Here is a 26,387-nt window from a genome sequence, read left to right on the forward strand (position 1 = left end):
CGCGGGCATCAGCGCGCGGGCATCAGCGCGCGGGCATCAGCGCGCGGGCATCAGCGCGCGGGCATCAGCGCGCGGGCATCAGCGCGCGGGCATCAACGCGCCCGCGCGCGCGGCTCGTTCACACCTCCTGCAACCGCCCCGCGGCCGCGGTCCCGGCTTCCGTCGCGGGCTCGGGAGCCTCGGCGACCCCGAACCGCGCGTGCACCCCGCGCAGCGCCCTCGGCGCCCACCAGGCGCCCTCCCCGAGCAGCGCCAGCACGGCCGGCACCAGCATCATCCGCACCAGCGTCGCGTCGATGAGCACCGCGAGCGTCAGCCCGAACCCGAACTCCAGGATCGGCGCCGCCCCACCGGTCATGAAGCACGCGAAGACGATCATCAACAGCGCCGCCGCGCAGGTCACCACCCGCCCCGTGTGCCGCACCCCGGTCACCACCGCGCTGCGCGCGTCCTCACCGGCGAGCCGGGCCTCCCGGATCCGGCCGAGGATGAAGATCTCGTAGTCCATCGACAGCCCGAACGCGACCGCGATCAGCAGCGGCGGCACCGTCACGTCCAGCGCTCCCAGCCCGCCCTTCACCCCGGAGCCGAAGAGCCCGGCGAAGTGCCCCTGCTGGAAGACCCACACCATCGCCCCCAACGCGGCCCCGATGCTCAGCAGGTTGGTCAGCACCGCCTTCAGCGGGATCAGCACCGAGCCGGTGAACAGGAACAGCAACACGAACACCGACAGCAGGACCACGGCGGTGGCGTAGGGCAGCCGATCCACCAGCATCCGCCGGAAGTCCACCAGGTGCGCGCTGTCGCCGGTGACCGAGGCCCCCTGACGCTCGTCCCGGATGGTCTGCACCAGCCCGGTCGCCACCTTCCCGTTGACCGTCCCGGCGGGCGTCAGCTCCAGCACCGCGCTGCCGTCCGGAAGCGCCTTCTGCGCCGAGTCGACGACCCCTGGCAGAGCCCGCAGATGCGCCAGATAGTCGGGCCGCGCGGCGCCGTTCTGCACCAGCACGTAGAGCGGCGTCGCCGCGCTCCGCCCCGGGAAGTGCGCCACGCTCAGGTCGTACACCTGCCGCGACTCCGAGCTGGCCGGCAGCTCCCGTGCGTCGCCGGGGGTCAGCGTCAGCGCCGTCACCGGCGTCGCGACCGTCAGCAGGCCCACGGCGATCACGACCAGCACCGGCACCGGCCGCCGCACCACCCCCGCCGCGAACCGCCCGAACCAGCGCCCCTCCGACCGCCGCGCACTCGCCGGCTTGATCCGGTGCCCGAACTTGGCCAGCAGAGCCGGCAGCAGGGTCACGGCCGCCAGCATGTCCACCGCGACCACGGCCGTCGCGGCGAGCCCCATGCTCCGCAGGAACGGCGCCGGGTACACCACGAGCCCGACCAGGCTGACCGCGACCGTGAGCCCGGAGAAGAAGACCGTGCGGCCGGCGGCCGAGACCGTGCGCCGGACGCAGTCGGCGATGTCCGGTGTCGCCGCCCGCTCCTGCTTGAAGCGGGTCACCATCAGCAGCGCGTAGTCCACGCCGAGGCCGAGGCCCAGCATCGTCGTGATCTGTACGGAGTACACCGACAAGTCGGTCGCGAAGCTGAATCCGTACAGCACCAGCAGCGTGGACGCGACGCCGCACAGGGCCAGCACCAGCGGCAGCGACGCGGCCAGCAGCCCGCCGAACACCACCACCAGCAACAGCAGCACGATCGGCAGCGAGATCATCTCGGCCTGGCCGGCGTCGGACTGCGCGGTCTGGTTCAGCGCGTCGCCGACCAGCGGCCCGCCGCCGACCCGCACTTGGAAGTCCGGTGTCGCGATGGCGTGCAGCCGGTCCTGGGCCGCCCGCGACGCGACGTCCTCGGCGTCCGAGCTGATCCCGCCGGCGAACGTCACCGGGATCGCGACCACCTGGCCGTCCCCGGTCGCGCCAGGGGTCTGATAGGGGTCCGGCACCTGCGCGACGCCCGGGATGGCGCGCAGATCGGCGACCGCAGCGGCGACGCGGCTCCGCAGCCCCGTGTCCGCGGTGATCACCCGCCCCGCGGTCGTCGAGGTGACCAGGCCGTCGATGGTGTCCGGATTCGGGTCCAGCTTGTTCAGGCGGTCGGCCGTCACCTGGGACTCGCTGCCCGGCACGTTCGCCCCGAGCCCCCCGAGTCTGCCGAACACCGCCCCGCCCAGGCCCAGGCCGACCACCAGCACCAGGGCCCAGACCGTGATCACGGTCCGGGGTCGGCGGATGGCGAGTTCTGCCGCGTGTCTCAACATGCCTCCCACTGTCCGGGGGCAGGCAGGGTCCTGTGATCCCGCGCGGGAGGGGAGGGCCGGACTCGGTAGATCGGGGGAGTCATCCCTCCGAAGAGGGAGTCACCAGCCCGCTGTCGTAGGCGAAGATCACCGCGTGCACCCGGTCGCGCATGCCGAGCTTCATCAGGATGTTGCTGACGTGGGTCTTCACCGTGTGCTCGGTGACGAACAGCCGCGCGGCGATCTCGGCGTTCGAGGCGCCCTGCGCGATCAGCAGCAGCGTCTCGCGCTCGCGCGGGGTGAGGACGTCGAGCCGGGCCGAGGGCGCGGCGGCCGGGTCGGCGGCGCCGGATCGGGCCGGGCGCCGGGAGGTGACGTCGGCGATGAGGCGGCGGGTCACCGAGGGCGCCAGCAGCGAGTCGCCGGCCGCGACCACGCGGACCGCGTGCACCAGGTCGTCGCGGCGGACGTCCTTGAGCAGGAAGCCGGAGGCGCCGGCGTAGAGGGCGTCGTAGACGTACTCGTCGACGTCGAAGGTGGTGAGCATGAGGATGCGGCTGCCGCCCTCGGCGCTGACCCGGCGGGCCGCCTCGATGCCGTCCATCACCGGCATGCGCACGTCCAGCAGGACCACGTCGGGGTGCAGCGCGCGGGTCAGGGCCACCGCCTCGGCGCCGTCGCCGGCCTCGCCGACCACCTCGATGTCCGGTTGCGCGTCCAGGATCATCGCGAACCCGCTGCGCACCAGTTCCTGGTCGTCAGCCACCACTACCCGAATCGCCACGTTGGCTTTCTACCAGGCGTAGGTGTCGGCTGTCCTTTAGCCGCGGTCCTCTATAGGGCTGATGCGTATAGGGCCGACACGGCGTTCACGCTGTCTGCGCGGACGGGATGACCGCGGTCAGCGCGAACCCGCCGGTGTCCGGCGGCGAGGTCCAGCTCAGCGCGCCGCCCACCGGCGCCAGCCGCTCGCGCAGGCCGGACAGGCCGTGGCCGGGGCCGGCGTCCGCCGCACCGTCGGCCACGCCGCGGCCGTTGTCGGTCACCGTGATCTCCAGCGTGCTCGGCGACCAGGACAGACGGACCTCGGCGCGCGAGGCGCGGGCGTGTTTCAGGGTGTTGGTCAGGGCCTCCTGGACCACCCGGTAGGCGGCGGTCTCGGCGCCGGGGGACAGCGGCGCGGCGCTGCCGGTCTGTTCCATGCGGACCTGGAGCCCCGCCTTGCGGACCCGGTGCACCAGGTCGTCGAGGTCGGACAGGGTGGGCAGCGGCTGCCGGCCGCCGCCTTCGTCCTTGTGGAGCGTGCCGAGCAGGCCGCGCAACTGTGCCATCGCGTCCCGGCCCGCGGCCGAGATGGCCTCGAACGCCGCCTCGGCGCGCTCCGGCCTGGACCGCACCAGCAGCGGTCCGGCCTCGGCCTGCACCACCATCAGGGCCACGGCGTGGCCGACCACGTCGTGCATGTCGCGGGCGATCCGGGCACGCTCGGCGCGCAGCTCGCGGTCGGCGCGCACGGACAGCGAGTCGCGCTCGGACTGCATCAGCACGCCGAGGAACAGCGAGGTCATGCTGAGGGTGAAGGTGACCAGGAAGTCCTCGGGGTTGTTCATCTGCCGGTGCAGGTACTCGGCCACGATGTTCCCGACCATGTAGATGGCGATCATGACGATGCGGGTCCGGCCGCGCAGCACCGAGCCGATCGTGTACTCGACGACCAGGACCGCGTACGGGAAGGGCTGGGCCGGGTGCACCGTCGCGGTGATGACCAGCGTCAGCGCGCCGGTCACCAGGCCGGTCATGACGGGATAGGTCTCCCGCCAGAGCATCGACGCGATGGTCACCGATTCCAGCAGGTACCGCCAGGGTCCCCAGGGCAGGATGCCGGGTACCAGGTAGGTGCCGCTGTTCAGCACCAGCACGATGACGACGGCGAGGACGTCGTTGCGTCGTGGCCGTCGCAGCCGGAATCCTCGGCGGGACAGCGCGCCCGGGGTCAGCACGTGATAGATCATGCTCCACCGGGAGTAGTCGCACCTCCCTCCCACGGGGGATCCCGGTGCGGGTAACCTGGGGTACATTCGAGATATGTCGCGAGTCAGTCAGGGAGTCACGGAGATGACGACGCAGGGTGGGGCCTCGTTCGATCCCGATATGCGCGCCGGCGACGCCGACCGCGAACAGCTCGTCGAGCAACTGCGCGAGCACCACGCCGCCGGCCGGCTCACGCTCGACGAGTTCGACGAACGCATGACGAAGGCCTACGCGGCCAAAACCTACGGCGAGCTGCGCACCCTCACCCGGGACCTCCCGGTGGACCTGTCGCAGCTGAACATCGACCAGGCCCAGCAGCGCACCTTCCAGCAGCGTTCCCAGCAGCGCCCGGTGGAGGTCCGCCGCGACGAGTCCGGCCGCATGCAGATCAACATCGACAACCAGGCCATCCAGGACCGCATCAACGAGCACCTGGAGCGCCACACCCAGCGCTGGCAGCGCCACCAGGAGCGGCACGAGCAGCGCTGGACCCAGCAGCAGGAGCGCTGGAAGGCTCAGGCCGCGCGGCGCGGCGGCGGTCGCGGCTGGGCGTCGTTCAGCTCGTGGCTGTCGCTGACGGTGCTGCTCACCGGGATCTGGCTGGTCAGCAACCTGGCCGGCGGGGACGACTGGGGGAACTTCTGGCCGGCCTGGCCGGTCGGGATCATGGGCGTGCTGATGCTGGCGCGGGGGATCAACAAGCGGAGCTGAGCTGCCGGGCTGAGGGCCGGCCGTTGGTTGCCTGTGGTTGCCTGTGGGAGGCTGTGACCGGACATCCGGCCGCGGCCTCCCGGCTTTTTGCGATGTCACCGCATCGGGTGACATCGCTCCTCTGGTGTCGCTGAGGCGAACGGGGCGGGAATTTGCGCCACCCGCTGCCGGTTTCAAGACATGTGCGGCCGGGGTACAAAGCCTCGGTTTCGCGTTCTGCAAGTGTTCGGCGTACACTGGCGTGTCGGCTCCGTATGGAGTGGTTCACGTGCGCCTCCCGCGGCTGGGTCTACGAGCGCATATCGCTGGACCACCACTTGCTCCTGTTGCCGGAACCGACGCGGCAGTAGACACCCTTCTGAAGGAGATTGAAGGAACTTGGCCAAAAAAGAAGGCGCCATCGAGATCGAGGGCACCATCATCGAGTCCCTGCCCAACGCGATGTTCCGCGTTGAGCTGGCGAACGGCCACAAGGTCCTCGCGCACATCTCCGGCAAGATGCGGATGCACTACATCCGGATCCTCCCGGACGACCGGGTCGTCGTCGAGCTGAGCCCGTACGACCTGACCCGTGGGCGCATCGTCTACCGCTACAAGTGACCTGTAGGACTCCAGCCCTTCGCGGGCGGGGTCCTCGCCGGTCACGTCTTATCGAGGCTCACCACGCTCTAGGTGGTGGGCTGCCTTTCGGTGTTTCCACACCGGACGACCGATACCAGTTAAGGAACCATCATGAAGGTCAAGCCCAGCGTCAAGAAGATCTGTGACAAGTGCAAGGTGATCCGTCGCCACGGCCGCGTCATGGTCATTTGCGAGAACCTGCGCCACAAGCAGCGTCAGGGCTGAGCTAGCTCGAAGCCGGGTCGCAACACCCGGCTGAAGTAACCGCAGCGTCCCGACCCCGCGAGCTCCCGCCATAGAGCTCGCGGATGAAACCTTCGGCCCGGAGGCTGGAGACCTGGTCAGGCACCAGGAACGGCGCTGTACCGACACCTCCGGCAATTAACAGAAACAGGAGCCTGCCTGATGGCACGTCTCTCTGGTGTGGACATCCCGCGCGAAAAGCGTCTGGAGATCGCCCTCACCTACATCTACGGCATCGGCCGCACCCGCTCGCAGAAGACGTGCGCGGAGACCGGCATCAACCCCAACACGCGCGTGAAGGACCTGACGGAGGACGACCTCGTCAAGCTCCGCCAGTGGATCGACACGAACTACCGCGTCGAGGGCGACCTGCGCCGTGAGGTCCAGGCGGACATCCGCCGCAAGATCGAGATCGGCTGCTACCAGGGTGTCCGGCACCGCAAGGGTCTGCCGGTCCATGGTCAGCGCACCCACACCAACGCGCGCACGCGCAAGGGCCCGCGCAAGGCCATCGCCGGCAAGAAGAAGGCCGGCCGGAAGTAGTCCAGCCACGGACCGGACTCCATCTGGTTGTCAGTGGCCCCGGACCGATCACCTCATTCAGGAGAACCCAGCACAATGCCTCCCCAGAGCCGTAAGGCCGGCGCCAAGGCTCCCAAGCTGCGCCGCAAGGAAAAGAAGAACGTCGCCCACGGGCACGCTCACATCAAGAGCACGTTCAACAACACCATCGTCTCGATCACCGACCCGCAGGGGAACGTGATCGCGTGGGCGAGTTCGGGTCAGGTGGGCTTCAAGGGCTCGCGCAAGTCGACCCCGTTCGCCGCTCAGATGACCGCCGAGGCCGCCGCGCGCCGCGCCATGGAGCACGGCATGAAGAAGGTCGACGTGTTCGTCAAGGGTCCCGGCTCCGGCCGTGAGACCGCCATCCGGTCGCTGCAGCAGACCGGCCTGGAGGTCGGATCCATCAACGACGTCACCCCTTCGCCGCACAACGGCTGCCGCCCGCCGAAGCGCCGGCGCGTCTGAGCTAGGAGAGAAGAACAAACATGGCCCGTTACACCGGCCCCGACTGCAAGCGCTGCCGCCGCGAGAAGACCAAGCTCTTCCTCAAGGGCAGCAAGTGCGATGGCCCGAAGTGCCCGATCGAGATCCGTCCCTACCCCCCGGGTGAGCACGGCCGCGGTCGCACCAAGGAGAACGAGTACCTGCTCCAGCTTCGCGAGAAGCAGAAGACCGCCCGCATCTACGGCGTTCTGGAGAAGCAGTTCCGCGGTTACTACGAGGAGGCCAACCGCAAGGGCGGCAAGACGGGTGAGAACCTGCTCCGCATCCTCGAGTCCCGCCTGGACAACGTGGTCTACCGCGCCGGCTTCGCGAAGTCCCGCGACCACGCGCGCCAGCTGGTGCGCCACGGCCACATCCTGATCAACGGCCACAAGGCGAACATCCCCTCGATGCGCGTCACCCCGAGTGACATCGTCGAGGTGCGCAAGGAGAGCCTGGAGCTCACCCCGTTCGTGGTGGCCCGTGCCGAGGCCGGCGAGCGTGCCGTCCCGGCGTGGATCGAGGTCATCCCGTCGAAGATGCGGATCCTCGTGCACTCGCTTCCGGAGCGTGCTGTCATTGACACGCAGGTCCAGGAGCAGCTGATCGTCGAGCTCTACTCCAAGTAGTCCGGAGTACGTGTTCGAAACCTATAGGGAGTCCCTGCGCGGGACTCCCTATAGGAGCACTATCCCCGTGGTCGGTATATAGCGGCCGGCCCAGGCAATGGAGGTTCCACCGTGCTTATCGCACAGCGCCCCACCCTCACCGAGGAAATCATCGATGAGTACCGTTCGCGGTTCCTCATCGAGCCGCTGGAGCCCGGCTTCGGCTACACCCTCGGCAACTCGCTGCGCCGGACGCTCCTGTCGTCCATCCCCGGCGCCGCGGTGACGTCCATCCGGATCGACGGCGTGCTCCACGAGTTCACCACGATCCCGGGTGTGAAGGAGGACGTCACCGACCTCATCCTGAACATCAAGCAGCTGGTCGTCTCCTCGGAGATCGACGAGCCGGTGACCATGTACCTGCGCAAGCAGGGCCCGGGCACCGTCACCGCCGCCGACATCGCCCCGCCGGCCGGCGTCGAGGTCCACAACCCCGAGCTGATCATCGCCACGCTCAACGGCAAGGGCAAGCTCGAGATGGAGCTCACCGTCGAGCGCGGCCGCGGCTACGTCAGCGCGGTGCAGAACAAGCAGGCGGGCCAGGAGATCGGGCGCATCCCGATCGACTCGATCTACTCGCCGGTCCTCAAGGTCAAGTACGACGTCGAGGCCACCCGCGTCGAGCAGCGGACCGACTTCGACCGCCTGGTGCTGGACGTGGAGACCAAGCAGTCGATGCGCCCGCGCGACGCCGTGGCGTCCGCCGGTAAGACCCTGGTGGAGCTGTTCGGCCTCGCCCGCGAGCTGAACATCGAGGCCGAGGGCATCGACATGGGCCCGTCCCCGACGGACGCCGCCCTGGCCGCCGACCTGGCGCTGCCGATCGAGGACCTGGAGCTGACCGTCCGCTCCTACAACTGCCTCAAGCGCGAGGGCATCCACACCGTGGGCGAGCTCGTCGCCCGCAGCGAGGCCGACCTGCTGGACATCCGCAACTTCGGCGCGAAGTCCATCGACGAGGTCAAGGTCAAGCTGATGAGCATGGGCCTGGCGCTGAAGGACTCCCCGCCCGGATTCGACCCCTCGCTCGTGGTGGACAACCAGTACGACGAGGAAGAGGACCTGGACTCCGGCTACGCGGAGACCGAGGAGCTGTAAGGCTCGACAGCCGGGCCGTCCCCACCGGGGCGGTCCGGCTTCCGGCGCCGGGCGTCCCGTCCGCCGCCATCAAGATCCCGGGTACCTGACACGGCCCGAGACACCAAGGAGAAGAAGCAATGCCCCAGCCGAAGAAGGGCGCCCGCCTCGGCGGCTCCCCGGCCCACCAGAAGCTGATCCTGGCGAACCTCGCCAAGTCGCTGTTCGAGCACGACAAGATCACCACCACCGAGGCCAAGGCGCGCCTGCTGCGCCCCTACGCCGAGCGGCTGATCACCAAGGCCAAGAAGGGCGACCTGCACAACCGTCGCCAGGTCCTGGCCGTGCTGGGCGACAAGGACATCGTCTTCCGCCTGTTCGACGAGATCGCGCCGAACTACGAGAACCGCCCCGGCGGCTACACCCGCATCATCAAGGCCGGCAACCGCAAGGGCGACAACGCCCCCATGGCCGTGATCGAGCTGGTCGAGGCCCTGACCGTGCAGCAGACCGCGGTCCGCGAGGCCGAGGCCGCCACCAAGCGCGCGAGCAAGAAGACCGCCGCCCCGGCGCCGGCTCCGGCCGCCGAGGTCGTCGAGGAGGCTCCGGCTGCTGAGGCCGAGGCCGAGGCTGTCGAGGCCACCGAGGCTGAGGCTGCTGAGAAGGAGTAAGTCCTTCTGGTGTTCGTGGAGCCCGCCGTCTCTTCGGAGGCGGCGGGCTTTCGCGTGGGCGGGGTCAGTCCCCGACGCGCGATCTCGTCGGACCGGCAGTGGTCGCCAACCCGACTGACAACCCCCTGCGCCACAATGGACCGATGAGCACCGAGCCCGCCCCCGGACACGTCCGCGTCCGCCTCGACCTGGCCTACGACGGCACCGCCTTCTCCGGGTGGGCCATCCAGCCCAAGCGGCGGACGGTGTGCGGGGAGCTGACCGGGGCCGTGTCGACCGTGCTGCGGCAGGATGTGACGCTGGTCGTGGCCGGTCGCACCGACGCGGGGGTGCACGCCAGCGGGCAGGTCGCGCATCTGGACGTCCCCGCCGAGCTCTGGGCCGAGCACGAGGAGCGCCTCCTGCGCCGGCTGGCGGCCGTCCTGCCGGGCGACGTGCGGGTCTGGTCGGCCGCGGCCGCGCCGGTCGGCTTCGACGCCCGCTTCGCCGCCATGGGCCGCCGCTACGCCTACCGCGTGACCGACGCCCCCTACGGTCCGCACCCGCTGCGGCGCAACGACGTCACATGGCATCCGCGCGCGCTGGATCCCGCGCTCATGAACGAGGCGGCCGCCGCGCTGCTCGGCGAGCACGACTTCGCCGCCTTCTGCAAGAAGCGCGAGGGCGCCACGACCATCCGCTGCCTCACGCGCCTGGAGTGGACGCGCGAAGCGCCGACCTCGCTGACCCCCGCCGGCCTCCTGGTCGCCGACGTCCGCGCCGACGCCTTCTGCCACTCCATGGTCCGCAGCCTGGTCGGCGCCCTGCTGGCGGTGGGGGAGGGGCGCCGGCCGGTCGGCGACCCGGAACGCATCCTCGCCGAGGTGGTGCGCTCGCCCGAGGTGAAGGTGGCGCCGCCGCAGGGGCTGACGCTGGAGGAGGTTGTCTATCCCGCCGACTCCGAGCTGGCCGGTCAGCAGCTGAAGACGCGGCGGATGAGGGTGCTGGGCGCCGACTGATCCCGAGGGCTGACTACGCCGAAGCAGCCGAAGCAGCCGAAGCCGCTGGTGCAGGCGCTGGTACTGGTGCTGGCCGCGCGTTCCGCAGCCGGATCCCGCTGAACCCCAGCGTCGTGGTGATCACCTGGTCCCAGAACGGCAACAGCGTCGGCAGCACCCTGAGCTGGATGTCCGCCTCCTCGTAGAGCTCGAACAGATCTCCCACGCGTTCTGCGGGCCCTAGCGGACGTACCTCATGCTCGGCCACGTGCGCGTTGGGCGGCTCGCCGAAGGAACGGAAGTCCCGCGCGTCAAGGCGGTACGCGTAAAGCTCCACCGTCCGCATCCGCTCCAGCCAGCCGTACTCCACAGCGTGCACGCGCAGTCCACCCCCGGGGCCGATGATGCGCTCCCGGTCCTCCTCCGTCGTCTCCGGCGTCACCCACGCCATCGCGCGCGGGCACTGCCGAGGGAACCAGTAGTCAGGCGCGCGGTCGTAGTCGACGGCCCATACGTACGCCTCCGACTGCTGAGCCGTGGCGGCGACATGCGGTACGAAGCGGGTGATCGTCGGGTCTTCCGAGAAGTGCAGGACTTGCCCAGGTTCCGGTCGCATCCGTCTTTTCTATCGCAGCGCTGTCAGGACGGCGCGAATACGTTCTCGAATATCCGCGTCCCCTATAGCGATCCGCACGCAGGCGTCCTCCACGATCGCCGCACCGGTGTACTCCAACACCAACCGCAGCGTCACCACCGCACCCTCACCGCGCCCCGGATTCGCGGCGTTGATCCATCCCGTCGGCTTGTCGCAGATCTCGGTCCCGCCGACGGTCCAGTCCAGGAGGTTCTTGAAGGACCCCGGCAGAGTCCCCGCGTACTCCGGCGTGCAGACGAGCACCGCATCCGCGTCCGCTATAGCGCTGCGCAGCTCCGTGACGGCCTCAGGAAGCGGATCCGCGTCCAGATCCGGGTTGAAGTGGGGAAGCTCTCCCAGGCCCTCGTAGAAGACCGCACTGTTCGCGCTCCCGGCTTCCCCCGCGACCTGCCCCGCGACCTCCTGCACGAGCCGTAACATGGCCTCGTTCGAGGATCCCTTGCGCACCGACCCGCAAAGCAGCAACACCTGAACCATGCGCCCGACGCTATAACCACTCGCGCGACTAAGAAGCCCTGAGCGAGACTGCCACCTATGGGCCATATCGACGTCAACAGCCTCCAGTACCACCTCCCGGACGGCCGCGTCCTCCTCGACGACGTCTCCTTCCGGATCGGCGACGGCGACAAGGCGGCCCTGGTCGGTGCGAACGGCGCCGGCAAGACCACGCTGCTGCGCCTCATCGCCGGCGACATCGAGCCGACCGGCGGCGCCGTGGTGCGCTCCGGAGGACTCGGCGTGATGCGGCAGTTCGTCGACCGCAAGCCGCAGGACGGGGAGGAGCCCCCGACGGTCCGCACCCTCCTGCTGTCCGTCGCACAGCCCGCGCTCCAGAAAGCCGCTGTAGAGCTGGAGTCCGCAGAGCTCGCGATGATGGAAGACGACTCCGAGCCCACACAGATGCGCTACGCGCAGGCGCTCGTCGACTGGGGCGACGCAGGCGGCTATGAGGCGGAGACCCTGTGGGACACCTGTTGCACCATCGCTATAGGCATCCCCTATATCCAGGCCCAGTTCCGCCCCGCCTCCACGCTCTCCGGAGGCGAACAGAAACGCCTCGTCCTGGAAGCCCTTCTGCGCGGCCCCGATCAGGTCCTCCTGCTCGACGAGCCGGACAACTTCCTGGACGTCCCCGGCAAGCGCTGGCTGGAAGAAGCGATCAACGAGACCGTCAAGACGGTCCTGTTCGTCACTCACGATCGGGAACTGCTGGCCCGCACCGCCAAGAAGATCGTGACCGTAGAGGTCGGCTCCGGCGGCGGCATCGGCGGCTCCGTCTGGATCCACGGCGGCGGCTTCGCGAACTACCACGAGGCCCGCAAGGCCCGCTTCGACCGCTTCGAAGAGGTCCTGCGCCGCTGGGAAGAGGAGCACCGCCGCCTCAAGGACCTCGTGAACACCCTGCGCCAACAGGCGAAGATCAGCCCCGACATGGCCTCCAAGTACCGCGCCATGTGTACCCGCCTGGAGAAGTTCGAGCAGGCCGGTCCGCCTCCGGCGCCGCCGCGCGAGCAACAGGTGAAGATGCGCCTTAAGGGCGGCCGTACGGGAGTCCGCGCCTTTGAGTGCGTAGACCTTGAGCTCACCGGCCTCATGAAGCCGTTCTCTGCAGAAGTCTTCTATGGGGAACGCGTAGCGGTTCTCGGAGGGAACGGCTCAGGGAAGTCCCACTTCCTCCGCCTTCTAGCCGGCGAGGACATCACCCACACCGGCACCTTCAAGCTTGGCGCGCGGGTCGTCCCCGGCCACTTCCGTCAGACGCATCGCCAGCCGGCTCTGGAACAGAAGACACTTCTGGAGATCCTCTGGGAGGAGTTCTCCTTCCAGAGAGACAACGCGTCCCCGACGCTCGCGCGCTATGCGTTGAACGAGCAGGCGGAACAACGCTTCGGGAACCTCTCCGGCGGCCAACAGGCCCGGTTCCAGATCCTGCGTCTGGAGCTGACCGGTTCGACGATGCTTCTGCTGGACGAGCCGACCGACAACCTGGACCTGATGTCGGCCGACGCTCTCGAGGCCGGTCTGGAGGCGTACCAGGGAACCGTGATCGCCGTCACGCACGACCGCTGGTTCGCCCGCGGCTTCGACCGCTACCTGGTCTTCGGCTCCGACGGCCGGGTCTACGAGGCGTCCGAACCGGTCTGGGACGAGCGCCGGCCGGACCGCAGGCCGGTCAAGTCCGGTGCGAAGTCATAAGCACCTCCGGCCATCGGGTAAAGTGGTGCCTTGGTGCGTCCCATCCGCGCCCATACGAGACCGAGTCCTTGGCGTTGCATCCGGGGAAACGGGGAGTAGGGCGAGGCCACACGCGCCTTTAGGCATGCCTTGTACTCACGACGACGGCGTGCTTCTTCATCGCGTAAACGTCTACGACACACGCCAGGAGCATTTCCGTGCGTACGTTCAGCCCCAAGCCCAGTGACGTGCAGCGTCAGTGGCACGTCATCGACGCCCGTGACATCGTTCTCGGCCGTCTCGCCTCGCAGACCGCGCAGCTGCTGCGCGGGAAGCACAAGGCGATCTTCGCCCCGCACGTCGACACGGGCGACTTCGTCATCATCATCAACGCCGAGAAGGTGCACCTGTCCGGCAACAAGCGCGAGGACAAGCTCGCGTACCGGCACTCCGGTTACCCGGGTGGTCTGCGTTCCATCAAGTACGGCGACCTGATCGACAAGGACCCGCGCAAGGCCATCGAGAAGGCCGTCCGCGGCATGCTGCCGAAGAACTCGCTCGGCCGCCAGCAGCTGTCCAAGCTGAAGGTGTACCGCGGCGAGGAGCACCCGCACGCCGCGCAGAAGCCGGAGCCGTTCGTCATCAACCAGGTCGCGCAGTAGTCCCGGCCACTTCCACTCTTCTCAGTTTTTCCAGAAAGGAACTGTGGCTGTGACCGAGGTCGACACCACCACCGAGATCGTTGACGAGTTCGCCGGCGACGGCGCTGCCGAGGAGGAGCTCACCGAGTACACCTCGGAGTCCCCCGCGGCCGCCGCCGCTCCGGTCGTGCGTCGCACGGCCAGCACCTCCGGCCAGGGCCTGGGCCGCCGCAAGGAGGCCATCGCCCGCGTCCGCATCGTCCCGGGCACCGGCCTGTGGAAGATCAACGGCCGCACCCTGGACGGCTACTTCCCGAACAAGGTCCACCAGCAGCTGGTGAACGACCCGTTCAAGGTCCTGGAGCTGGACGGCGCCTACGACGTCGTCGCCCGCATCGACGGCGGCGGCATCTCCGGCCAGGCCGGCGCGCTGCGCCTGGGCGTGGCCCGCGCGCTGAACGCGGCGGACCAGGAGAACAACCGGGCGACGCTCAAGAAGGCCGGCTTCCTGACCCGGGACGCCCGCGCCACCGAGCGCAAGAAGGCCGGTCTGAAGAAGGCCCGTAAGGCCCCGCAGTACAGCAAGCGCTAAACCGCCGTCTGTCCGCGGGGGACTGCGGGCGCCACGGTGTCTACGAACGCCCCGGGAGCATCCGCTTTCCGGGGCGTTCGTACGATGTTTTCCCGGGAATACCGTCCCCTAGGGTTCCACCCTCCTGCCCTCTCTAGGAGCGCGCGCATATGACCAGGCTTTTCGGCACCGACGGCGTTCGCGGCATGGCCAACCGGGATCTGACAGCGGAACTGGCGTTGGACCTTTCGGTGGCCGCCGCGCACGTCCTCGGCGAAGTGGGGGCCTTCGAGGGCCACCGCCCCAAAGCGGTGGTCGGCCGCGACCCCCGCGCCTCGGGGGAGTTCCTGGAGGGCGCGGTCGTCGCCGGGCTGGCCTCGGCCGGCGTGGACGTCCTGCGCCTGGGCGTCCTGCCCACCCCCGCGGTCGCCTACCTGACCGAGATCCTGGGCGCCGACCTCGGCGTGGTCCTGTCGGCCTCGCACAACCCGGCCCCGGACAACGGCATCAAGTTCCTCGCCCGCGGCGGCGTGAAGCTCGACGACGTCCTCGAGGACGCCATCGAGGCCCGCATGAACGAGCAGTGGTCCCGGCCGGTGGGCGCCGCCGTGGGCCGCGTCGCGGACTACCCCCAGGGCGGCGAGCGCTACATCGAGCACCTCCTGGACACCCTCCCCAACCGCCTCGACGGCCTGAAGGTCGTCGTCGACGAGGCCAACGGCGCCGCCTTCCGCGTCTCCCCGGAGGCCCTGCGCCGCGCCGGCGCCGAGGTGATCGCCACGCACGTCGAGCCCGACGGCCTGAACATCAACGAGGACTGCGGCTCCACGCACCTGGAGAAGCTGAAGGCCGCCGTCATCGAGCACGGCGCGCACGCCGGCATCGCCCACGACGGCGACGCCGACCGCTGCCTGGCCGTGGACGCCGCCGGCGAGGAGGTCGACGGCGACCAGATCCTCGCGGTCCTCGCGCTCTCCCTGCGCGACCAGGGCAAGCTCGCCGGCGACACCGTGGTCGGCACCGTGATGGCCAACTTCGGCTTCAAGCAGGCCATGCAGCGCGAAGGCCTGAACTTCATCGAGACCGCCGTCGGCGACCGCTACGTCCTGGAGGCGATGCGCAACGGCGGCTACGTCCTCGGCGGCGAGCAGTCCGGCCACCTCATCCTCACCGAGCACGCCACCACCGGCGACGGCACCCTCACCGCCCTGCACCTGCTGGCCCGCGTGGCGGCCACCGGCCGCACCCTGGCCGACCTCGCCGGCGTGATGCACAAGCTGCCGCAGGTGATGATCAACGTGAAGGACGTCGACAAGTCCCGCGCCGCGACCAGCGCCGAACTGGCCCAGGCGGTCAAGGAGGCCGAAGCGGAACTGGCCGAGACCGGCCGGGTGCTGCTGCGCCCGAGCGGGACCGAGCCGCTGGTGCGCGTCATGGTCGAGGCCGAGGACGCGGAGCAGGCGCGGCGGCTGGCGTCACACCTGGCGGATGTGGTGAAGACGGCGCTGGGCTGAGGCCGAGCTGCCGCCGGCAGCGCCCGGCTGCGGCCGGGCGCGGTCGGGCGCGGTCGGGGCGGGGAGTGCGGCGCCACCCTCGCACGAACGTGTCAGCGGCGCGCGCTATACGTATGTTCGGGGGCGAATCCCCCTAACAAAATAGGCGCCGCTGACCTATGTGTGGGTGCTGGTGGCGGGTGCGGTTTGTTTGTGGGTTGACAGTCAAGGGCTTTTTTGACGGCTTCGCAGGGTTTTAAGAAGGATCCGCTGGGTGGCGCAGTTCGGTGGTGTGCCTGGGGACGCATTGGCGGCCGGCGGTTGTGCGTGTGCACGACCGCGCACAGGTCCGAGTCACTGCGCACACGTCAAGTGGGCGGGCGGCGGCCGCGTGTGGTGGGCACCAACAGTCAAAAGCAGGCGCCTCCGGCGGGGGCACTCGAGACTCTGAGGGATCCCCAACCCCCCGCCTCGGCGGCGGTGCGAGTGTTGGTCGCCGAGTCCCGGATCCCTCGTCGCTGACGTCGCCCGGAGGGAACCATCCCGGCCTGGCGGTGTCCAGCCGCATCACACGCTGCTGTGGTCCGGTCTCGTCCGGCCGGACACCGCCAGTCCAGGCTGGTTGTGCAAGCACCGCCGACAGCGACGAGGGATCCGGGACAACCCCACCTGTGGGAAGGATTCCCGCGTCTTGGACGCGGCCACGTCACGGCCGGGCATGTGCGCACCCGAGTGGACCGTGTCCACAGCACAGGCCGGGGTTGTCCGGGGAACCCGGGACACAGGCGACCACAAGCAACGACCGGCGCCCAACAGCGCGGCCTTCCTCCCCTGGAGCGAGGCCGCTCGCCGCGCAGGCGTCGCCGGAGGCCTGGTGCCCACCAAACGCGGCCGCCGGCCGCCCACGTGACGTGTGCACAGTGACTCGGACCGGTGCGCGGTCGTGGACACGAACACCGCCGGCCGCCAACGCGTCCCCAGGCACACCACCGAACTGCGTCACCCAGCGAGGTCACCAAACCTTAGGCGAAGCCGTAAAAAGCTCTTAAAACCCACCAACAAACCGCAACCACCACACCACAGCCACCCACACCCACACATCAAGCAGGGGCGCCACGAAATGCCGCCTCACACCATCCGCTTCGGCTGCCCCGTGGTCTCCAGCACGTTCATCCACAACTGCCCGTGCGGATCCACCACGTTCCGGCTCGCGGTCGCCAGCTCGATCGGCAGATGCACCATCCGCCCGCTCCACTGCCCGACCACCATCGCCGTGAACCCGGCCATCCCCGCGTGCGTCGCCGCCTGTGCCAGCCGCGTGCAGTAGACCGCGTCGAAGGCGTTCGCCGGCACCGACCGGATCTCGTACCCCGGGTCCACGTACCGCACCGACAGCGGCTCGTCGCCGAACGACTCGATGATCCGCTTCTTCAGCAGCGCCCCGATGTCGTTCAGCTTCGCGTTGCCCGAGGCGTCGGTCTGGTCCGAGGCCGGGAAGTGCTCCTGGCCCGCGCCCTCGGCGACCACGACCACCGCGTGCCCCTGCTGCTCGACCTTCTTCTTCAGCCGGGACAGGAAGACGTTCACGTCGAACGGGACCTCGGGGATCAGCGTGAAGTCCACGGCGTGGCTGGCCAGCGTCGAGTAGCAGGCGATGAACCCGCTGTGCCGCCCCATCAGCTTCACCAGGCCGACGCCGTTCTCCGTCGAGGAGGCCTCTATGTGCGCCGCGCGGATGGACTTCGAGGCCTGCTCGAACGCCGTGTGGAAGCCGAAGGAGCGGTCGATCCAGGGGATGTCGTTGTCGATGGTCTTCGGGATCCCGACCACCGCGATGCGCTCGCCCCGGGCCCGCGCCTCGTCGGCCAGCTTCTCCGCGCCGCGCAGCGTGCCGTCGCCGCCGATGACGAACAGGATGTTGACGCCGAGCCGCACCATCGTGTCCACCGCGACCACCGGGTCCTGGTTGCCGCGGGAGGTGCCCAGGATCGTGCCGCCGCGGTTCTGGATGTCGGCGACGGCCTGCTCGGTGAGCACCATCGGCTCCGAGCCGTCGGCGAGGCCCTTGAAGCCGTTGCGGAAGCCCAGGACGCGCTTGACGCCGTAGGCCCGCCCCAGGTGCAGCACCAGGCCGCGGATCACGTTGTTCAGCCCCGGGCACAGCCCGCCGCAGGTGACGATGGCGGCGGTGACCTCGGACGGCTCGAAGAACAGCTTCCGGCGCGGTCCGCCGGGGTTGAAGGCCGGCAGCCCGGCCACGTCCACGTCGCGCTTGTTCGCTATGCCCTGGACCACGTCGAGCAGGACCCGGTCGGTCTCGGTGACGTAGTGCCACGTCTCCTCGCGCTCGCCGAGCAGGTCGGCCAGCGGCGTGTCGACGGTGCGCTCACCCAGGCGCGTGATGGCCAGATCATCGGAGGTGATGGTGAGAAGATCGGCCGTGTTCATGGTTTCACGCTAACAAGATTCACTGGATTCGCCGCGGCCGGTCCACCATCCGGCCCGGGCGTTACGCGCCGCCCCGCCGCCGCTCCCAGGAGTAGACGTCAGAGCCCGGGACTACTCCCGGCGGGCTACGCCGTCATCCTTGCGGGCTACGGGCAACGGCGACTTCAAGCTGAAGCGCTCGGCCCCCGTTCCTCTCTACCTTGGAACCATGACCACAGCCACGAGATCGACGGCCAGCCCGGCCGTCCCGGCAGCCTCCGCCGCCGTGATCGAGGCGTCCGGCCTCACCAAGCGCTACAACGGCGCGGCCCGGGGGGCGGTGACCGCGCTGGACGGGCTGACGCTGTCCGTCCCGGCCGGCGTCATCGGCCTGGTCGGGGCGAACGGGGCGGGCAAGTCGACACTGATCAAGATCCTCCTGGGCCTGCTGCACCCGTCCTCCGGCACCGCCGCGGTGCTCGGCTACGACGTGGTCGACCAGGCCGAGCGCATCAGGACCCTGGTCGGCTACATGCCCGAGCACGACTGCCTGCCCCCGGACGTGACCGCCACCGAGTTCGTCACGCACATGGGCCGCATGGGCGGCCTGCCGCCGACCGCGGCCAAGGAGCGCGCCGCCGAGTCGCTGCGCCACGTGGGCCTGCACGAGGAGCGCTACCGCCTGATCGGCACCTATTCCACGGGCATGAAGCAGCGCGTGAAGCTGGCCCAGGCCCTGGTCGGCGACCCGCGCCTGCTCCTGCTGGACGAGCCCACCAACGGCCTGGACCCGGCCGGCCGCGAGGCGATGCTGGACCTCATCGAGCGCATCGGCGCCGAGTTCGGCATCTCCATCCTGGTCGCCTCGCACCTGCTCGGCGAGATCGAGCAGATCTGCGACTCGCTGGTCGCGATCGAGTCCGGCAAGCTCCTCCGAGCCGCCTCCATGTCGGCCTTCACCAAGGCCAGCGCGGTCCTGGCGGTCGAGGTCGACGAGGGTGCGGCCCGCCTTGCTGCCGCCCTGAAGAGCGCCGGCCTGGCCCCCCGCCGCGACGGCCGCGCCCTGCTGGTCCGCCTCGGCGGCACCGAGGAGGAGTCCGACCAGGTCTACGACGCCATCCGCGACGCGGTGGCCGACCTCGGCCTGCCGCTGAACCGGCTGGAGCGGCGCCGGCACCGGGTCGAGGAGCTGTTCGCGGACGAGGACTTCGACGATCTCGAGGATCTGGACGACCTGGCCGACGACGACAGTGCCGGCGCCGATTCCGCCGCTGGCACCGTGACCGCCACCAGCACCGCGACCTCGCCGGCAGCAGCCGAGCCCGATGCCGCAGTCCGCGAGCCGGCTGATTCTCCGGCGCCCGCCGCGCCCGCTGCCGGCATCTCGGCCCCGGCCGCCGAGCCGGCCGCCCCCGCCGCCCAAGCCCCCGCCCGAGCCGAAGCCGAAGCTCACGCCGAAGCCCCAGCCGAAGCCGCCGAGAGCGAGACCGACCATGAGTAGCGACACCGCCACCGCAGGCGCCGTCTCACCCTCCGGCGTCATCCACGACATCGGCTACCGCACCTACACCGGCGACCGTGTCGGCCGCCTGGGTATCGTCCGGGCCCTCTACTGGCACAGCCTCCGCAGCGCCTGGGGCCTGGGCCGCGGCCCGCGGGCCAAGGTCGTCCCCTTCCTGGCCCTGGCCATCATGTGCCTGCCGGCCATCGCGAACGCCTTCGCGGTCTCCCGCACCGGCGTCCACGCCATCGCCTACGACGAGTACATGTACAGCTTCCAGCTCGTCCTGGTCCTGTACCTGGCGGCGGTGACCCCGGAGCTGATCTCCCGCGACATCCGCAACCGCACCCTGCCGCTGTACTTCTCCCGGCCGCTGCGCCGCACCGACTATCCGATCGCCAAGGTCAGCGCCCTGATCACCGCGATGCTGGTGCTCACCGCGGTCCCGGAGATCCTGCTCTACGTCGGCACCATCGGCTCGCTGCACGGCGGCTCGGCCGTCTGGCACGAGACCCGCGCCTTCATCCCCGGCCTGGAGCTGGCCCTGCTGTACTCCGTCGTGTTCAGCGTCCTGGCCGCGGTCCTGTCCTGCTACACCGGCCGCCGCGCCTTCGCCACCGGCGCCGTCGCGGTGTTCTTCTTCGGCACCTACGTCATCTCCTCGGCGATGGTGCGGCTGACCGGCTACCGCCCGCACTATGTGCACGACGCCAGCACGGACGGCGGCGGCTACTTCGTGAAGCCGACCTCGCCGGGCAGCGGCCCGAAGATCTCCGGGCTGCTCAACCCCGCGAACCTGTTGGAAGGCCTCAAGGAATGGGTGGTGGGCCGTTCTCCGAAGAACGCCGACGTGCCCTACCCGGGCAGTTTCGGAATCGTGTACCTGGCCGTGGTCGTGGTGCTGTGCGCGCTGGCCGCCCTCCTCCTGATTCGCCGCTACCAGAAGGCGAGCCTGCTGTGACCATCGACGAGATCCCCGGGCAGCGCGAAGCCGCCGCCCCGGTCCCGACCCGCCCCGGCGGCCCGGCCGAGATCGTGCTGGACAACGTGACCCACTGGTACGGCAACGTGGTCGCGGTCAACGACATCACGATGACCATCGGCCCCGGCGTCACCGGCCTGCTCGGCCCGAACGGCGCCGGCAAGTCCACGCTGCTGCACCTGGTCTCCGGCTTCCTGTCGCCCTCGCGCGGCACGGTCACCGTGGCCGGGCGGACCGCCTGGCACAACCCCGGCATCTACAAGGTGATCGGCCTGGTGCCCGAGCGCGACTCGGTCTACGCCTTCCTGACCGGCCGGCAGTTCGTCTCGGCGACCGCCAAGCTGCACAAGCTGAGCGACGTCGAGGGCGCCACGGCCCGCGCCCTGCGCATGGTCGAGATGGACACCGAGGCCGCCGACCGCCGCATCGACACCTACTCCAAGGGCATGCGGCAGCGCATCAAGGTCGCCGCCGCGCTGGTGCACGAGCCGGGAGTGCTGCTGCTGGACGAGCCGTTCAACGGCATGGACCCGCGCCAGCGCATGCACATGATGGACCTGCTGCACCGTCTCGGCGACGCCGGCCACACCATCGTGTTCTCCTCGCACATCCTGGAGGAGGTCGAGCGGCTGTCCGGCACGGTCCAGGTGATCGTGGCCGGCCGGCTGGCCGCCTCCGGCGACTACCGCACCATCCGCAGGCTGATGACCAGCCGCCCGCACGTGTTCCAGGTCGCCTCCAGCGACGACCGGGCCCTGGCCGCGGCGCTGATCGGCCGGCAGTCCGTGAACGGCGTGGAGCTGAACCCCTCCGGGGGCCTGGAGGTGCGGGCCGGGGACTACGGCGCGTTCAGCCGGGAGCTGGCGGCGGTGGCGCGCGAGCACGGCGTGCGGCTGCGCACCGTACAGCCCACCGACGAGTCGCTGGAGTCCGTGTTCACCTATCTGGTGGCGTCGTAAGGAGCTGGCACGGATGTCAACCGTCTTCAACCCCACGATCGCCGCCATCACGCTGCGCGGCCTGCTGGGCCGGCGCCGCTCGCTGCTGATCGCGCTGCCCCCGGCGCTGCTGCTGGCCCTGACCATCGGGCTGCGCGCCGCCACCAACATCAACAGCTCGCACGACTTCGCCTGGCCCGGAGTGGTCCTCGGACAGATCGGCCTGGTCACGCTGCTGCCGCTGACCGCGATGATCATCGGCACCTCGGTGCTGGGCACCGAGGTCGACGACGCCTCGATCCTGCACCTGCTGGCCACCCCGGTCAGCCGGGCCACGGTGATGTTCACCAAGTGGATCGTGGCCTCCGGCGCGACCCTGGTGTTCGCCGTGGTGCCGATCGCCGCGGCCGCCTTCATCGGCACTTCCAGCTACGTCGACAACCCCGGCCCGCTGGACATGACGTTCACGCCGATCAAGGGCGACATCACCGAGGCGATCGGCGTGATCGTCGCCGCCGCCGTCGGGGCCGTCGTCTACAGCGCGTTCTTCCTGTTCCTGTCGGTGGTGACCAAGCGCTCGGTGGCCGTCACCCTGATCTACATCCTGGTCTGGGAGAACCTGCTCACCCGCTTCGTCAGCGGTCTGCGCCTGCTGTCCATCGGGCAGTACGAACTGGGCCTGGCCGACAAGATCGGGCACCTGCCGAACCTCAGCGCCAACCTGTCGTTCGGCACCTCGGTGATCATGTCGGTGGTGTTCGTCGTCGTGGCCCTGGGCTACGGCACGCGCCGGCTGCAGTCGTTCCGGGTGTCCGGGGACGCGGCGTGATGACCGGGACTGTAAAGGGTTCTGCAAGGTTCTGACCGGCCGCATCGCAGAACATTCATCCGGGAATAGGCTCCGCGCATGGAAAGCGTGCGTCGCGAGCCTGTTCCCGCTTTACGCGGCCTCGTGCACCACTACCACGGCTTCAATTTCCCCGACGTCGCCGACCGCGCGCGCCTGGAGATCCCCTCCGGAGCGGCGACGCTCGTCATCGCCTTCGCCGAACCGATTCGCATCGGCCTGGCCTCCGACGGCGAGTCCGAGGTCTTCCGCCGGGCCTCGTTCCTGTCCGCCGGCCGCGCGGTGGCGGCGATCGGCCGGCACCGCGGACACATCGCCGGCATCGAGGTGACCCTCAGCCATACCGCGGCGCACCACATCCTCGGCCTGCGCATGGCCGAGCTGGCGAGGGGCTTCCCGAGGCTCGGCGAAGTACTGGGCCGCGAGGGCGACCTGCTCGTGGAGCAGCTGGCCGGGCTGCCGACCTGGGCGGCGCGCTTCGCCCGGCTCGACGCGTACCTGACCCGGCGTGCGGCCGACTCCCGGATCCTGCCGGCCTGGCAGGTGACGCGCGCGACCCGGCTGGTGGCGGCCGGCTGGCCGCTGCGCGAGATCCAGCGCGACGTCGGCTGGGGCGACCGCCACCTGCGCTCGCGGTTCCTGGAACAGGTCGGGATGTCGCCGAAGGCGATGGCGCGGGTGCTGCGCTTACAGACCGCGCTGCGCGCGCACCTGGACGGCCGAAGCTGGTCGCAGGCCGCCGCGCTGGCCCGCTACCACGACCAGGCGCACCTCGGGCACGACGTCAAAGCCATCACCGGGCTGACGCCGGGGCGGTTGGCGGAGCTGCGGCGCGGCGCCCCACCCGGCTCCGCGCTCGACCGGCTCCCCGGACGGGTGACCAGCGTGCTGCTGGGCTGAGCCGGCCGCAGCGCTTTCGCACCGGCCGTGTCCACCCCCGGCCGGCACCCTGCGGCCGTCGAGCACGCTGAACCGAACCGAACCCGTCGGGCGAGCCCCTCCGGCTCTTCCCACCGCCCCGGCGGCCCACGTCCCGGCGATACCGGGGCCGCCCAGCCCGGCCGGCCCCGCTACCGTCCCCCCGCTCCGGGAGGGCCGGGCGTGATCGTCAGAATGGCCTCCGCTCTCGCCCCGTGTCTTGTAGAAAACGGAGAACTCCAGCTCACCGGTTCCAACCGATCGGCCCGACGCGGCATTGAGTACTGGTGAGTCGTCAACGGGAGGGTGGATGAGTGACGAGGAGGACTTCCGGCAGTTCGCCGCGAGCCGCCAGAAGCAGCTGCTGCGCACCGCGTATCTGCTGTGCGGGGACTGGCACGGGGCCGAGGACCTGGTGCAGACCGCCTTCGGGCACCTGTACCGGTCCTGGCGCCGGATGGGACGCGTCGAGCATCCGGACGCCTACGCCAAACAGGTCCTGTACCGCTGCCACCTGTCGGCCAACCGCAAGAAGCGGTTCGCGACGGTGCCGATCGAATCGGTACCGGAGCCGGCCGCCTCCGGCGACGGCTTCGGCGACGGCAGCACCAGCGTCCTGATGGAGGCGCTCGCCGGGCTGCCGCCCAAGTCCCGGGCGGTGGTGGTGCTGCGGTTCTGGGAGGACTACTCGGTCGCGCAGACCGCCGACGCCCTCGGCATCTCGGAGGGGACGGTGAAGAGCCAGACCGCGCGCGCCCTGGCGACCCTGCGGACCCGGATCGGCGACTCGCTCAGCGACATCCGTCGAGACTGACGAAGGAGGAACACATGACGGATCACGAAGCGGAGAACATCAGGACCCTGTTCCGCGAGGCCGACCTGGAGCACGTGCCAGCCTCGCGCGACCTGATCGGCCCCGCGGTCGCCTGGGGGGACGGCCGGCGCCGCCGCGACCGCTGGACGGCGGCCGGCGTGACCGGTGCGGTGGCCGCGGTGGCGGTCGCCGGGGTCGTGGCGCTGCGTCCCGGCCACGGCGCCGGGTCCGACGCCGTCACGCCGGGCGTCTCGGCGTCGACACAGAGCACGGCGAAGCCGCACACGGCGCAGCCGACGGCGCCGCCGACCCCGACGCTGCCCAAGCTGACGGGGACCATCGTCCAGCAGGAACAGGAGGTGCTGGACGCGTTGAAGCCCTACCTCCCGACGGGAGACCACATCGCCTGCCAGACCGCCGACCAGCCGGCGGGGTTCTGCACCACGTTGACGTTCACGAGCTCGACCGGCGGCACCAGCATCGTTCAGGTGCTGCCCGGCGATCACTTCATCCAAGCGGCCCCGGTCGACACGAAGTACATCCACCAGCACCCGGCGACCGCGGCGATCCCCCTGGTCTCCGGGACGAAGGAGGTGTCGGGCGGAACCGTCCGGATCCAGTCGACCGACATCGAGGCGCGGGACAGCATCCAGGACACGGCGGCGCTGACCGATCCCTCGGCGCTGTCCTTCCACTCGGCACAGTATGTGTTCGCCCCGCCGGGCTCGGGCACTTCGTGGACCATCGAGCTGGACGAGCTGGTCAGAGAGCTGCCCTGGAAGGGCAGCTCCGGGGTCACCGATGAGCACGGCGTCTTCGGCTTCAATCCGAGCGGTCCGGTGTTGAGCCCGGAGCAGTTCGCGGCTCTCGTGTCGGCGCCGATCTTCCCCGCTGTCATGCAGCAGTTGGGGAACCTGCGGACCCAGATGGAGCAGAACCAGACGCAGAGCCAGAGCAAGTAGCGGCACCGAGAGCCGGGAGCGCGGGCCGGAATGCGACTTCGACCCGCGCTTCCCTTCTTCGCTCGGGCTCTCTTCTGAGTTCTCTTCGCCTCAGGGCTTGCGCAGCCGCACCCGCTCCACCCGGTGATCAGCACCCTTGCGCAGCACCAGCCGCGCCCGGCCCCGCGTCGGCAGGATGTTGTCCATCAGGTTCCGCTCGTTGATCGACGTCCAGATCTCCAGCGCCAGCCCGCGCGCCGCCTCGTCGGACAGCGAGGCGAACTTGTGGAAATAGGACTGCGGGTCGCTGAACGCCGTCGAGCGCAGCGCCAGGAACCGGTCGGTGTACCAGCGCTTCAGGTCCGAGCGGCGCGCGTCGAGGTAGATCGAGAAGTCCAGGAAGTCCGAGACCGCCAGCGACGTCCGGCCGTCGGCGCGGGTGCGGGCCGGCTGCAACAGGTTCAGGCCCTCGACCAGCAGGATGTCCGGCCGCTTCACGTCGACGCACTCGTCCGCGACGATGTCGTAGACCAGGTGCGAGTACACCGGTGCCTGCACGGTCTCCTGCCCGGACTTCACCGCCGTCAAGAAGCGCAGGAACGCGCGCTGGTCGTAGGACTCCGGGAAGCCCTTGCGGCCCATCAGCCCGCGCCGCTCCAGCTCCGCGTTCGGATACAGGAAGCCGTCGGTGGTGATGAGGCCCACTTCCGGGTGCTCCGGGCTGCGGGCGAGCAGATCGCGCAGGGTGCGGGAGAACGTGGACTTGCCGACCGACACCGAGCCGGCGATGCCGATCACGAACGGCGGCGCGGTCTCCGGCGTCCACTGCCCCTGCCGGTCCCCGCCGCCGGTGCCGGAGGCGAACGCGGCGATGGTGCCGCGCAGCTCGGAGGTGGCCCGGACGTACATGCTCAGCAGCTGCGACAGCGGCAGGTAGACGTCGCGCACCTCGTCGATGTCGGTGACGTCCAGCAGACCGCGCAGCCGCTCGATCTCCGGCTCGGTCAGCGGCAGCGGAGTCCGGTCCCGCAGAGCGGCCCACTCTTCGCGGCTGAACTCCAGGAAGGGATTGGGAGCTGGTGGCGCGGCACTGGTCACCCTGTCACCCTACCGACACCCTACCGACTGGTAGCGATGCCCCGATTGGTCTGTACCAATCCAGGTCACCGGGCATACCACTATGCTCTGGACCC

26 protein-coding genes and 1 pseudogene are annotated in these 26,387 nt (G+C 69.8%); 20 read left to right on the forward strand and 7 right to left on the reverse strand.

The window, feature by feature from the left end; translation table 11 throughout:
* Positions 1–118 precede the first annotated feature (118 nt).
* The 3 genes from ABH920_RS41720 to ABH920_RS41730 all read right to left on the reverse strand — a co-directional run bounded on the left by ABH920_RS41720 (position 119) and on the right by ABH920_RS41730 (position 4,257).
* Positions 119–2,266, reverse strand: coding sequence for an MMPL family transporter (locus tag ABH920_RS41720; protein ID WP_370354857.1), 2,148 nt, complete (start codon positions 2,264–2,266; stop codon positions 119–121).
* Between the two features lie 79 nt (positions 2,267–2,345).
* Positions 2,346–3,029: a response regulator gene (locus tag ABH920_RS41725; protein ID WP_370354858.1), complete on the reverse strand. Its 684-nt coding sequence runs from the start codon at positions 3,027–3,029 to the stop codon at positions 2,346–2,348.
* Between the two features lie 85 nt (positions 3,030–3,114).
* Positions 3,115–4,257 carry a sensor histidine kinase gene (locus ABH920_RS41730; RefSeq protein WP_370354859.1) on the reverse strand — a complete coding sequence of 381 codons (1,143 nt, stop codon included), beginning with the start codon at positions 4,255–4,257 and terminating at the stop codon, positions 3,115–3,117.
* Between the two features lie 103 nt (positions 4,258–4,360).
* Between ABH920_RS41730 and ABH920_RS41735 the strand changes: the two genes are divergently transcribed.
* The 9 genes from ABH920_RS41735 to truA all read left to right on the forward strand — a co-directional run bounded on the left by ABH920_RS41735 (position 4,361) and on the right by truA (position 10,312).
* The gene (locus ABH920_RS41735) at positions 4,361–4,987 is read left to right on the forward strand and encodes a DUF1707 domain-containing protein (RefSeq protein ID WP_370354860.1); all 627 of its coding nucleotides are present in this window, start codon (positions 4,361–4,363) and stop codon (positions 4,985–4,987) included.
* Between the two features lie 378 nt (positions 4,988–5,365).
* Positions 5,366–5,587 (forward strand): translation initiation factor IF-1, encoded by a 222-nt coding sequence (gene infA / locus ABH920_RS41740; RefSeq protein ID WP_012785186.1) that lies wholly within the window; start codon positions 5,366–5,368, stop codon positions 5,585–5,587.
* Between the two features lie 132 nt (positions 5,588–5,719).
* Positions 5,720–5,833, forward strand: a complete 114-nt coding sequence (rpmJ, locus tag ABH920_RS41745; RefSeq protein ID WP_009740505.1) for a 50S ribosomal protein L36 — start codon at positions 5,720–5,722, stop codon at positions 5,831–5,833.
* Between the two features lie 180 nt (positions 5,834–6,013).
* The gene (rpsM, locus tag ABH920_RS41750) at positions 6,014–6,394 is read left to right on the forward strand and encodes a 30S ribosomal protein S13 (protein WP_012785187.1); all 381 of its coding nucleotides are present in this window, start codon (positions 6,014–6,016) and stop codon (positions 6,392–6,394) included.
* 75 nt (positions 6,395–6,469) lie between these two features.
* The gene (gene rpsK, locus ABH920_RS41755; protein ID WP_012785188.1) at positions 6,470–6,880 is read left to right on the forward strand and encodes a 30S ribosomal protein S11; all 411 of its coding nucleotides are present in this window, start codon (positions 6,470–6,472) and stop codon (positions 6,878–6,880) included.
* A 20-nt stretch (positions 6,881–6,900) separates the two neighbouring features.
* A complete protein-coding gene (rpsD, locus tag ABH920_RS41760; protein ID WP_012785189.1) occupies positions 6,901–7,527 on the forward strand; it encodes a 30S ribosomal protein S4 in 627 nt (208 codons plus the stop codon).
* Positions 7,528–7,638: 111 nt separating this feature from the next.
* Entirely contained in the window at positions 7,639–8,664 is a 1,026-nt protein-coding gene (locus tag ABH920_RS41765) for a DNA-directed RNA polymerase subunit alpha (RefSeq protein WP_012785190.1), read from the forward strand.
* 119 nt (positions 8,665–8,783) lie between these two features.
* Entirely contained in the window at positions 8,784–9,314 is a 531-nt protein-coding gene (rplQ, locus tag ABH920_RS41770; protein ID WP_370354861.1) for a 50S ribosomal protein L17, read from the forward strand.
* A 143-nt stretch (positions 9,315–9,457) separates the two neighbouring features.
* Positions 9,458–10,312 (forward strand): tRNA pseudouridine(38-40) synthase TruA, encoded by an 855-nt coding sequence (truA, locus tag ABH920_RS41775; protein WP_370354862.1) that lies wholly within the window; start codon positions 9,458–9,460, stop codon positions 10,310–10,312.
* 13 nt (positions 10,313–10,325) lie between these two features.
* Here truA and ABH920_RS41780 read toward each other — a convergent pair whose 3' ends face one another.
* Both ABH920_RS41780 and ABH920_RS41785 read right to left on the reverse strand, forming a co-directional pair.
* Complete coding sequence (locus ABH920_RS41780; protein ID WP_370354863.1) at positions 10,326–10,907, reverse strand: DUF6886 family protein; 582 nt, start codon at positions 10,905–10,907, stop codon at positions 10,326–10,328.
* A gap of 9 nt (positions 10,908–10,916) precedes the next feature.
* On the reverse strand, positions 10,917–11,423 hold the full coding sequence (locus ABH920_RS41785) for an NADPH-dependent FMN reductase (RefSeq protein ID WP_370354864.1): 507 nt from the start codon (positions 11,421–11,423) through the stop codon (positions 10,917–10,919).
* A 57-nt stretch (positions 11,424–11,480) separates the two neighbouring features.
* Here ABH920_RS41785 and ABH920_RS41790 point away from each other — a divergent pair, with 57 nt between their 5' ends.
* The 4 genes from ABH920_RS41790 (at position 11,481) to glmM (ending at position 15,847) form a co-directional block, all read left to right on the forward strand.
* On the forward strand, positions 11,481–13,142 hold the full coding sequence (locus ABH920_RS41790) for an ABC-F family ATP-binding cassette domain-containing protein (protein ID WP_370354865.1): 1,662 nt from the start codon (positions 11,481–11,483) through the stop codon (positions 13,140–13,142).
* Positions 13,143–13,339: 197 nt separating this feature from the next.
* Positions 13,340–13,783 carry a 50S ribosomal protein L13 gene (gene rplM, locus ABH920_RS41795; protein WP_194915549.1) on the forward strand — a complete coding sequence of 148 codons (444 nt, stop codon included), beginning with the start codon at positions 13,340–13,342 and terminating at the stop codon, positions 13,781–13,783.
* A gap of 76 nt (positions 13,784–13,859) precedes the next feature.
* Complete coding sequence (rpsI, locus tag ABH920_RS41800; RefSeq protein ID WP_370354966.1) at positions 13,860–14,354, forward strand: 30S ribosomal protein S9; 495 nt, start codon at positions 13,860–13,862, stop codon at positions 14,352–14,354.
* A 149-nt stretch (positions 14,355–14,503) separates the two neighbouring features.
* Positions 14,504–15,847: a phosphoglucosamine mutase gene (gene glmM / locus ABH920_RS41805; protein WP_370354866.1), complete on the forward strand. Its 1,344-nt coding sequence runs from the start codon at positions 14,504–14,506 to the stop codon at positions 15,845–15,847.
* A gap of 1,107 nt (positions 15,848–16,954) precedes the next feature.
* Here the strand turns inward: glmM and ABH920_RS41810 are convergent.
* Positions 16,955–18,274 (reverse strand): ATP-dependent 6-phosphofructokinase, encoded by a 1,320-nt coding sequence (locus ABH920_RS41810; protein ID WP_370354867.1) that lies wholly within the window; start codon positions 18,272–18,274, stop codon positions 16,955–16,957.
* Between the two features lie 208 nt (positions 18,275–18,482).
* On the opposite strand from ABH920_RS41810, the pseudogene ABH920_RS41815 reads away from it, so the two are divergent.
* The 7 genes and pseudogenes from ABH920_RS41815 to ABH920_RS41845 form a co-directional block, all read left to right on the forward strand.
* Positions 18,483–19,460: pseudogene (locus ABH920_RS41815) on the forward strand (ABC transporter ATP-binding protein); the annotation flags it as partial.
* 286 nt (positions 19,461–19,746) lie between these two features.
* Positions 19,747–20,715, forward strand: coding sequence for an ABC transporter permease (locus ABH920_RS41820; protein ID WP_370354868.1), 969 nt, complete (start codon positions 19,747–19,749; stop codon positions 20,713–20,715).
* 2 nt (positions 20,716–20,717) lie between these two features.
* Complete coding sequence (locus ABH920_RS41825; RefSeq protein WP_370354967.1) at positions 20,718–21,695, forward strand: ABC transporter ATP-binding protein; 978 nt, start codon at positions 20,718–20,720, stop codon at positions 21,693–21,695.
* A 13-nt stretch (positions 21,696–21,708) separates the two neighbouring features.
* Positions 21,709–22,503: an ABC transporter permease subunit gene (locus ABH920_RS41830; protein ID WP_370354869.1), complete on the forward strand. Its 795-nt coding sequence runs from the start codon at positions 21,709–21,711 to the stop codon at positions 22,501–22,503.
* A gap of 78 nt (positions 22,504–22,581) precedes the next feature.
* On the forward strand, positions 22,582–23,421 hold the full coding sequence (locus tag ABH920_RS41835; RefSeq protein ID WP_370354870.1) for a helix-turn-helix domain-containing protein: 840 nt from the start codon (positions 22,582–22,584) through the stop codon (positions 23,419–23,421).
* Positions 23,422–23,749: 328 nt separating this feature from the next.
* Positions 23,750–24,253 carry a SigE family RNA polymerase sigma factor gene (locus tag ABH920_RS41840; RefSeq protein ID WP_370354871.1) on the forward strand — a complete coding sequence of 168 codons (504 nt, stop codon included), beginning with the start codon at positions 23,750–23,752 and terminating at the stop codon, positions 24,251–24,253.
* A gap of 14 nt (positions 24,254–24,267) precedes the next feature.
* Positions 24,268–25,215: a hypothetical protein gene (locus ABH920_RS41845; RefSeq protein ID WP_370354872.1), complete on the forward strand. Its 948-nt coding sequence runs from the start codon at positions 24,268–24,270 to the stop codon at positions 25,213–25,215.
* A gap of 90 nt (positions 25,216–25,305) precedes the next feature.
* Here ABH920_RS41845 and coaA read toward each other — a convergent pair whose 3' ends face one another.
* The gene (coaA, locus tag ABH920_RS41850) at positions 25,306–26,292 is read right to left on the reverse strand and encodes a type I pantothenate kinase (RefSeq protein WP_370354873.1); all 987 of its coding nucleotides are present in this window, start codon (positions 26,290–26,292) and stop codon (positions 25,306–25,308) included.
* Positions 26,293–26,387: the final 95 nt, after the last annotated feature.

The organism is Catenulispora sp. EB89, assembly GCF_041261445.1.
GTDB lineage: Bacteria > Actinomycetota > Actinomycetes > Streptomycetales > Catenulisporaceae > Catenulispora.

Coding starts and splice junctions, on each gene's coding strand:
- ABH920_RS41720 (WP_370354857.1), bottom strand. CDS start 2,266: ATGTTGAGACACGCGGCAGAACTCGCCATCCGCCGACCCCGGACCGTG.
- ABH920_RS41730 (WP_370354859.1), bottom strand. CDS start 4,257: ATGATCTATCACGTGCTGACCCCGGGCGCGCTGTCCCGCCGAGGATTC.
- ABH920_RS41735 (WP_370354860.1), top strand. CDS start 4,361: ATGACGACGCAGGGTGGGGCCTCGTTCGATCCCGATATGCGCGCCGGC.
- rpmJ (WP_009740505.1), top strand. CDS start 5,720: ATGAAGGTCAAGCCCAGCGTCAAGAAGATCTGTGACAAGTGCAAGGTG.
- rpsM (WP_012785187.1), top strand. CDS start 6,014: ATGGCACGTCTCTCTGGTGTGGACATCCCGCGCGAAAAGCGTCTGGAG.
- rpsK (WP_012785188.1), top strand. CDS start 6,470: ATGCCTCCCCAGAGCCGTAAGGCCGGCGCCAAGGCTCCCAAGCTGCGC.
- rpsD (WP_012785189.1), top strand. CDS start 6,901: ATGGCCCGTTACACCGGCCCCGACTGCAAGCGCTGCCGCCGCGAGAAG.
- rplQ (WP_370354861.1), top strand. CDS start 8,784: ATGCCCCAGCCGAAGAAGGGCGCCCGCCTCGGCGGCTCCCCGGCCCAC.
- truA (WP_370354862.1), top strand. CDS start 9,458: ATGAGCACCGAGCCCGCCCCCGGACACGTCCGCGTCCGCCTCGACCTG.
- ABH920_RS41780 (WP_370354863.1), bottom strand. CDS start 10,907: ATGCGACCGGAACCTGGGCAAGTCCTGCACTTCTCGGAAGACCCGACG.
- ABH920_RS41785 (WP_370354864.1), bottom strand. CDS start 11,423: ATGGTTCAGGTGTTGCTGCTTTGCGGGTCGGTGCGCAAGGGATCCTCG.
- ABH920_RS41790 (WP_370354865.1), top strand. CDS start 11,481: ATGGGCCATATCGACGTCAACAGCCTCCAGTACCACCTCCCGGACGGC.
- glmM (WP_370354866.1), top strand. CDS start 14,504: ATGACCAGGCTTTTCGGCACCGACGGCGTTCGCGGCATGGCCAACCGG.
- ABH920_RS41810 (WP_370354867.1), bottom strand. CDS start 18,274: ATGAACACGGCCGATCTTCTCACCATCACCTCCGATGATCTGGCCATC.
- ABH920_RS41820 (WP_370354868.1), top strand. CDS start 19,747: ATGAGTAGCGACACCGCCACCGCAGGCGCCGTCTCACCCTCCGGCGTC.
- ABH920_RS41830 (WP_370354869.1), top strand. CDS start 21,709: ATGTCAACCGTCTTCAACCCCACGATCGCCGCCATCACGCTGCGCGGC.
- ABH920_RS41835 (WP_370354870.1), top strand. CDS start 22,582: ATGGAAAGCGTGCGTCGCGAGCCTGTTCCCGCTTTACGCGGCCTCGTG.
- ABH920_RS41840 (WP_370354871.1), top strand. CDS start 23,750: ATGAGTGACGAGGAGGACTTCCGGCAGTTCGCCGCGAGCCGCCAGAAG.
- ABH920_RS41845 (WP_370354872.1), top strand. CDS start 24,268: ATGACGGATCACGAAGCGGAGAACATCAGGACCCTGTTCCGCGAGGCC.